An 8,152-nucleotide genomic window follows, 5' to 3' on the forward strand; every position below is an offset into this window, starting at 1 on the left:
AGTTACTTTAAATTTCACTCTGTTCTAGCGAAAATATAGGTTGTAAAGTGGCTAAATTGCCACTATTTCTAACCTTCCACGTCTTTCGTTTTGTCTTCTTTTAAGAAAACAACCTGCATTTTGCACCATTTAGCCTTTCTAGTTTGTGTGCTAGCTCGTAATTTTTCAAGTCCAATAACACACTTTTAGCCCTTAAAACCCTACTTTTTAACGGCTATTTTGCCCCTTTTGGCCATGTTTTTGATGGCTCTAAAAGGTTTTGTTTATACAATAGCAGTGTATTTTTATGCTTTTTGCCTCACATTTAGTAGCATTTCACCTTTCATTTAGCACCAAAACGCACTGCGTTTAGCACCATTTCACCTTGCATTTTGCATCAAAACGCACTGCGTTTAGCGGCATATTGCACCGCGTTTTGCACCAAAACGCACTTCATTTTGCTGAAAATCACCCCAAAACGAGTGTAAATGACGGGCTTTTAAATAAAAATTCATTTTGCTGCTTTCACAGACTAACCCCTTCTTGCACCAAAACCAACCTTCGCGAGAATCGATTTTTTGCGGTCGGGTGAGCGTTTGGTGGATTACGAAGGCACTCATAATGTTAAAATTCTTACTGAAAAGGTTACAATGGTTGGCGAGTTAGCTGGTTGACGAGTTGACAAGTTGGCGAGTTAACAGAGCATGAGCTTATAGGTTGACGAGTAGGCAAGTAGACAAGAACGTGATTTTGCAGATGAACGAGAAAACTAGTTTACGATTGTACAAGTTAATAGGAACAGCCATTTTTCACCAATATTAGTTGACAAGTTAACGAGATAACAAGTTAACGAGATAACAAGTTAACGAAGCAATAGGCTAACGAAGTAACAGGCTAACGAGGTAACAGGTCAACGAGTTGACAAGCAAACGAGATAACAAGTTAATAGGCGCAGCCATCTTTTCACCTTTTCACCTTTTCACCATTTCACCTTTAAAATATAACTGCATTTTGTAGCTGGTAAATGTAGGATGGTTTTAATTTTTCTTGTATCTTTGTCAAATATTTCGCGCGTTTGAGAAGTGACAATCTAGGTTTGCAATACGAACGGAACGGCGATTGCTGCCAATGGCGCAGCGAGTTTGAAAGGGAAAGGAGGAAATATAACAAAATGATTAACAAGAAATTCTGTTTTACCATGTTGGCTATGGGGGTGTTTCTAACCTCTTGCTATCAGCAGTATGTAAGAAAGGATTGGGTAATAGATGCGAATGCGAACATCTATGTTTATAGAATTACTTATGGCGAGTTGTGTTTTAATTCAATTACAGCCATATCGTTGGAACATGATCGTGTTTATTATTATGCTAATGATAGTTTGTTATTGGCTGTTGATGATTTAACACATAAGAAAAGAAGGAAAGTTAACGACCAGGCAATAGCAAACTTGCTGCATTATCTAACAGTAAAGAACCTGAGTAGGTTAGAGAAACCTGATTGGAGCCGCTGTGGTTGTGTAACAAAGAATGAGTATGTGATAAGAATTTTAAAACAAGGAAAAAATGAATACCATTTTTTTCCTGAATTATTAGAATGCGACCAACGGTTGGGGTTAAAGTTTGTTGAAGACCTGCGAATGATTTTTGAAAGAATGTTGGAGTATGATGGTAATAACGATGATTTTAGATAGGTAATAATAGTAATATTTTAGTATATGAGCTTATATTATTTAGTGCTTTTGATGAGTCTTATTTGTGCAAAAGGCTCTGCTATGAAAAGGCTTGAGAACTTTCGAGTGATAAGTTATAGGCTTGTTTCTTCTGATTATCATTACTCTGACGAGAGAATGAAGTGGAGAGGGAAGTATTACATGCCTTTCTTGTATGAAGAGTATAGAAAGGGAACGCTCCAAAATGTAGGAATTTATAAAAGTGAGGGTCTTTTGTTATTTACGTCTTCGGAAGTGGAAAAGGATAGTTTGATGAGAGATTATGTTTATATAATCAAAAGGAGAGAAATATATGTTGGAAAGAAAGTAGTAATAGATAAGGAAGGTGGGGATAAAAGACATGTATATAACACGGTAATCGTTAAGCATAGGTATTACTGTTATACGGGCAAGTATCTTAGAGTGTACATTCCTGATACTTGATAAATTTGTTTAGTCCCTGAATATTGATAGGAATGATTGTGCTTTTTATAATAATTCTGGCATCGTTGTGGAAAGTTGATTTAAGAAAGCACGTATCCTTTGTTTCATGATATTATAGCCAACACTATTTCGTTTTGGGTATAACATTAAAAGTAAGCCCGATTAAGGCAACGAAGACAAAGCTAATTTTCATCTTTCCCAATACTTTATTTGCGATACAAACTTGCATTACAACTAAAAACATTATGTCAATAAGAAATAGAACGCTGATAATAGCCTTGCTGCTGAGTGGCATGTTTATGGGTTGTGCTAAGGACGTAAAAAGTTTACAAATCGTATTTACAGATATTTATATGACTACAATTTGCAGCATCACCCCTTCATACTTTGATAAGGGAGCCATTAAGAGGTGTTTGTGATACAGTTAGCATTGTTGGCACAAAAAAATCAAAGAACTCATGCAGGCCGTGAATGAATTGCAAGAATTTACCTCATACAAAACAGTTCCTGACACACGAGGAAAAGTCATCTTCCTGTATGATGACAACCAAACCGAGGATTTGTACTTTAGTGCCTTCTTCGCTTTATACAGAGGGAAACTATATGAGTTGTCCAATCAATTCAAGCGTCTAATCAATAGAATTATTATTAGCAGAAAACCAGATAATCAGGTGTTTCTAATAACACACGGAAAGAAATGAATTCTGAGAAAAGAAAAATCAAATTCACTAACATGGTATCAATAACAAGCGTATGGAGAAAATGGTGTCTATCGGTGTATTTATGAAGGTTGTTTCCATCGCTTCCTGTCCATCTTTCGTTTGCTTGTCGGCATTTGGCCTGTCTTATTCTCTCGACGTAGCCCGCTACGCCTTCAAGAATACGACAGGCAATATGCTCAACAATCAAACAAAATCCGTACAAGCTCTAACGACTGATTTGGGTTTAAGGCATGTTCTATAAATTCCACGTTCATGTCTTTTCTTCTTTTTACGTTTGCTCTCCACAGTCTTTTAGGCCTCATCTGCCATCTTTTCCTTATTCTTTTAGGGGCATAGTTCACTATCGCCCATCAAGAAGTAAGAGAAAACAGCGCAGATAAAGCCTAAAAATGCAGTGGGGGTAATTTCTAGAACCAGCCTTAAACGTAAGTTTGTACCAACTCGATAACGCCTTCCACCTTTACGTGCTGTGTGGTAGCCGGGACAAGTATCGAGTCGCCCGTCTGCATTTCCACGGTGTTTCCCTCGTTGTCGGTAACTGTTCCTTTACCGCCAGTGCAGATAAGGATAACGAAACTGTCGAGTTGCGATAGGTCGATGGTCATCGGTTGGTCCAAATCGTAGAGGTTAGTGGTGAAGAAAGGACAGGTGGCGAGGTTCACGCCCACGTTCTTTGCAGGCACATAGTTTGTGCGATAGTTCTCTTCCACCGTGTAGTTGATACATTCGGCAGCCTCTTCGGTATGCAATTCGCGTGTGTTCCCATCCTTATCCTTGCGGTTGAAGTCGTAGATGCGGTAGGTTACGTCGGATGTTTGCTGTATTTCGAGGATGAAACAGCCCTTGCCGATGCTGTGAATACGACCTGCGGGGATGAAGAAACTGTCGCCGCGCTTTACGTTGTAGTTGCTGATGGCATCGCAGATGGTGTTGTTGGCCACCATCTCCTTGTATTGTTGAGGTGTGATGGCGGTTTTCATTCCACAGTTGAGATAGGCCTTGGGGTCTGACTCCATCAAGTACCACATCTCTGTTTTTCCACGACTCTTACCGTGTTTCTGTGCTAATTCGTCGGTGGGGTGCACCTGAATAGATAGGTCGTCGTTGGCATCGATGAACTTGATGAGCAGTGGAAACTCGTTTCCAAAGCGTGCATAGTTCTTTTCGCCCACCAACTTTCCTTGCAGTTCTTTCAACACGTCGTTAAGGCTTTTGCCTGCATACTCGCCATTGGCCACGATGGTCTCGTCGCCTGGCACGCCAGATATTTCCCAACTTTCGCCCACGTTTTGCAGGTTTGAGTCGAGATGTTTGAATGGAACGATTTTGTTTCCGCCCCAAATGGTTTGCTTTAAAAGTGGTTTAAACTTTAATGGTTGCATGTGAGTTTATGAGTTTTTTAGTTTATGAGCCTTAGGGATAGAAGGGTTAAGGAGTTATGGAGTTAAGGAGTTAAGCCAGTACCTTTGTTTCTTTCTCCTTTGTTATTTATGGAGTTAAGCCAATATCCTTGTTTCTTTCTCCTTTGTTTCTTTCTCCTTTGTTCCTTTCTCCTTTGTATCCTTTGCCCTTTATTTCTGTGAGTTTATGTTTGAATTTGTGAGTTATAGAGTTTTGTAAGTCGATGAGTTATAGAGTTAAGTGCATGCCATTACCCTTTGTTTTGGGTCAGATGTGGCTTTATGTTGTTAAGGTTTAGCCATAAACCATATTCATTCTTCATATTGTGTTGGCACATGAGCGGCAGGAGTATTGGCTTAACTCCTTAACTTCATAACTGCTTAACTCCTCAAAACTATCTGTCGTTCCAAAATGCGGGGGTGAAGATAACCAATACGGTGAATATCTCCAAACGTCCCATGAGCATCAATACTGAACACAGCCACTTGGCAAAGTCGGGCAGTTGTGCCCACGACATGGTTGGGCCAATCTCTATTCCCAACGTTGGTCCAACGTTGCTTAGCGCACTTAGCGTGATGGTTATGGCGTTGGTGTTGTCTATTCCGGCTGCAATCATGGAGAAAGCACAGAACAAACACATCACCAATGTTACGGTGAGGAAGGCCAATAGCGTTACGCGCTTTTGGGTAGAGACGTTTACTCCGTCTATCTTCAACGGCAAAACGGCGTTGGGGTGAAGCAGTTGCTTGAACTCGTTGCGTATTACTTTGAGCAACATCACGCCGCGAATGCACTTGAAACCGCCGCTAGTACTGCCCGAACAAGCACCTATGAACATGCACATGGCCAATACCACCCATGTTACGTGTGGCCAACGGGCGGCATCGTCACTGAAAAGTCCTGTGGTGGTGATGAACGATACCACTTGGAAGATGGCCGCGCGGAAGGCTTTTTCCAACTCGTAGTGGTTGCGTATGATTAGTTCAACCATGATGAAAGCCGTGAAACCCAGTACCAACCAAAGGTAGAGCTTGAACTCGGAGTTGCGGAAAAGCTGGCGTATCTTTAACTTCGTGGCCGTGAAATAGAGTAGGGTGAAGTTCACACCCGAGATGAAACAGAAGAAGGTTACGGCGTATTCGATGGTAGGCGAGTGGAAAAACTCTACGCTGGAATTGTGGGTTGAGAACCCTCCCGTGGCCAAGGAGGTCATTGAATAGTTCACACTGTCGAACCAGCCCATGCCCAAGAACTTGTAACAAAGGGTGCAAGCGATGGAAATGGTGAGGTAAACAGCCCAGATGGCCTTGGCGCTTGTGCTTAGTTTGGGGTGTAGCTTGCTTTTTATCGGGCCTGTGGCTTCGGCCGAAAAAACCTTTACCGAACCGCCAACGAGCGATGGCAGCAGGGCGATGGTAAAGAACACGATGCCCAATCCGCCAATCCATTGTGTTAGTGAGCGCCAAAATATGATGCCGTGCGGTAGGGCCTCGACATCGTCGATGATGGTTGCGCCTGTGGTTGTGAAACCCGACATGGTTTCGAAATAGGCATCGGTGAAACTGTGTAGGTAGCCGCCTATCATGAAAGGCATGGTGCCGATGGCACTGAATATGGCCCACGAGAGGCTCACCACTAGGCAGGCATCGCGGCGACCCATCGTGTTGTCGGAGTTGCGACCCATGAAACGGAACACGAAACCAAAGAATAAGGTGGCGATAATGGAGACGAGGAAGACCATTACGTCGTCTTCCGCATAATAAATGGCCATCGCCAGGCACGACAACATCAGCGCTGCCTCGATGAAAAGCAACGAACCGATGACTTTATATATGGTGCGATAGTTAATCATTCAGTTGACAAGTTCACAAGTTGACATGTTTACGAGGTTGCAACTTCAAAAGTTTGCTAGTTCACCAGCTCGTTAGTTAACAAGTTTGAAAGTTGACGAGAATGCAAGCTTGGATGTTTAATCGGCTGGGAAGGTTGTGAAGATATGGAACATCAAGGGTTCTGCTTATCTTCATTTCCCGAACTTAAAGGTTCGTGTCCCGATGGCTAATTAAAGAACTTACCAAGCTGTTGCATGTTGGTGTTGTGGCAAAACACCATTACACTGTCGCCGGCCTCAATCTGAGTTCCACCCGAAACGAGGATGCCTACGCCTTTGCGAACCAGTCCGCCGATGGTTACTCCCCGTGGCAAGCCCAACTCGAACACGCGCTTTTTCGTTACTTTCGAACCCTGTTGTGCTGTAAACTCGGCCACGTCGGCATTGGCCATCGTGAGAAAACGCACGTTGCTTACGTCGGCATCGAGCATCATTTGGTAGATGTGGCTTGCGGCAATGTCTTTCTTATTTACGATGGTACCGATGTCAAGACTATCGGCCATGCTCACATAGTCCATGTTTTCTACCATAGCCACGGTTTTGCGCACGCCCAATCGTTTAGCCGTAAGGCATGCCAGGATGTTGGTTTCGGTGTTGCTTGTTAGTGCCACGAAAGCTTGTGTGTTCATGATACCCTCTTCGTTCAGCAGCTGTATGTCGCGTCCGTCGCCGTGTATCACCAGTGCCTTGTCTTCTTCAAGCAGGTCGTTTAGTTCCTCACAGCGTTCTTCGTCTTTCTCTATTATCTTGGCCTCCATGTAGCTGGGGATGTTTTTCACCGCCATCACGCAGGTGTTTCCTCCGCCCATGAAGAACACGTTCTTAACGTCTACGTAGTGTTCTTTGCCTACAATCTTGCGGATGTAGGGAATATATTGGCGCGTTGTCATGAAGTAGGCCAGGTCGTATAGTTTCAATTCGTCGTTACCGCCTGGTATGACGGTTTCGTAACCGCGCTTAATGGCCACCACATGGTAAGGGTCGTCGGGGCCACAGAGTTGTTTTAGGGGTTGGTTAAGTATTTCGCAGCCCTCGCGCAACTTGATGCCCAACATCACAAGCGCGCCATTGTGCACGTCCCAACGTTGGCGCACCCACGACATTTTCAGTCCGTTGATGATGTCGGTAGCCGCCAACGTTTCGGGAACGATGAGCGAACTAACGCCCAAACGCTCGAAAAGTTCGGCCACTCCTGGTTCAGTCAGTTCCACGTCGTCTATCTTGGCCACCGTCTTTTTGGCCCCCAGTGCCTTGGCAATCATGCAGATATTGAGGTTCAAGTGTTGGTCGGTGGTTACGGCGATAAACAAGTCTGCGTCGCCAGCATTCGCCTCTTTAAGCGTTTTTATGCTACTGGGCGATGCTTGCAGCATCATCAGGTCGGCCTCGGCATCCATCCTGCCTAGTCGTTCTTCGTCTTCGTCGATGAGCGTGATGTTCTCGTGGCTGTGCGATAGCAGTGTAGCCAGGTAAATTCCTATGTCGCAAGCACCGGCTATAACGATTTTCATGCTTCTATCTCCTTTCTTATTGAGTCGGCGTCAAGGCCTACCAGTTTGCGTAGTTGTGCCACCGAGCCATGTTCTACGAAGGCATCGGGCAAGCCCATGCGCACTATTTGGGGGCGGAAACCGTGGTCGGCCATCCATTCCATCACGGCCGAACCCATGCCGCCATTACGTACACCGTCTTCAATGGTTATAATCTTGTTGAACTTGCTGCCAATGTCTTGCAGCAAGTTTTCGTCTAATGGCTTTACAAAGCGCAGGTCGTAGTGGGCCACTTGCTTTGTTCCCTGCATCTCGTCGAGTAGTTCAGCCACATCGTTCCCAATCGGACCGAGCGTTATTACGGCCACATCCGTACCCGCTCTAAGGCATCGGCCCGTGCCAACGGTTATCTCTTCGAAGGGCGAACGCCAGTCGGGGCATACGCCATTGCCGCGCGGATAGCGTAAACGAACGTTCCCTTGTTCGGTAATTGGGCCGTGTACATCAGGTTGCGCAG

At 44.3% G+C, this 8,152-nt stretch carries 6 protein-coding genes and 1 pseudogene; 2 read left to right on the forward strand and 5 right to left on the reverse strand.

Features of this window, described 5'->3' with window-relative positions:
* Nucleotides 1–392: 392 nt before the first annotated feature.
* Nucleotides 393–599, reverse strand: coding sequence for a hypothetical protein (locus BN93_RS17770; RefSeq protein WP_157462886.1), 207 nt, complete (start codon nucleotides 597–599; stop codon nucleotides 393–395).
* Between the two features lie 551 nt (nucleotides 600–1,150).
* Here BN93_RS17770 and BN93_RS13705 point away from each other — a divergent pair.
* Together BN93_RS13705 and BN93_RS13710 are read left to right on the forward strand one after the other, a co-directional pair.
* Nucleotides 1,151–1,669: a hypothetical protein gene (locus BN93_RS13705; protein WP_019188887.1), complete on the forward strand. Its 519-nt coding sequence runs from the start codon at nucleotides 1,151–1,153 to the stop codon at nucleotides 1,667–1,669.
* 81 nt (nucleotides 1,670–1,750) lie between these two features.
* Nucleotides 1,751–2,131, forward strand: a complete 381-nt coding sequence (locus BN93_RS13710; RefSeq protein ID WP_232211193.1) for a hypothetical protein — start codon at nucleotides 1,751–1,753, stop codon at nucleotides 2,129–2,131.
* 1,141 nt (nucleotides 2,132–3,272) lie between these two features.
* On the opposite strand, the gene BN93_RS13720 is transcribed toward BN93_RS13710, so the two are convergent.
* The 4 genes and pseudogenes from BN93_RS13720 to BN93_RS13735 form a co-directional block, all read right to left on the reverse strand.
* A complete protein-coding gene (locus BN93_RS13720) occupies nucleotides 3,273–4,235 on the reverse strand; it encodes a type I phosphomannose isomerase catalytic subunit (protein ID WP_019188891.1) in 963 nt (320 codons plus the stop codon).
* A 413-nt stretch (nucleotides 4,236–4,648) separates the two neighbouring features.
* Nucleotides 4,649–6,106, reverse strand: a complete 1,458-nt coding sequence (locus BN93_RS13725; protein WP_019188892.1) for a TrkH family potassium uptake protein — start codon at nucleotides 6,104–6,106, stop codon at nucleotides 4,649–4,651.
* 206 nt (nucleotides 6,107–6,312) lie between these two features.
* Entirely contained in the window at nucleotides 6,313–7,656 is a 1,344-nt protein-coding gene (gene trkA / locus BN93_RS13730) for a Trk system potassium transporter TrkA (protein ID WP_019188893.1), read from the reverse strand.
* A pseudogene (locus BN93_RS13735) lies at nucleotides 7,653–8,152 on the reverse strand (transketolase C-terminal domain-containing protein); the annotation flags it as partial. The gene trkA and the pseudogene BN93_RS13735, both read right to left, overlap by 4 nt.

It is taken from the genome of Prevotella conceptionensis 9403948 (genome assembly GCF_000312305.1).
GTDB lineage: Bacteria > Bacteroidota > Bacteroidia > Bacteroidales > Bacteroidaceae > Prevotella > Prevotella conceptionensis.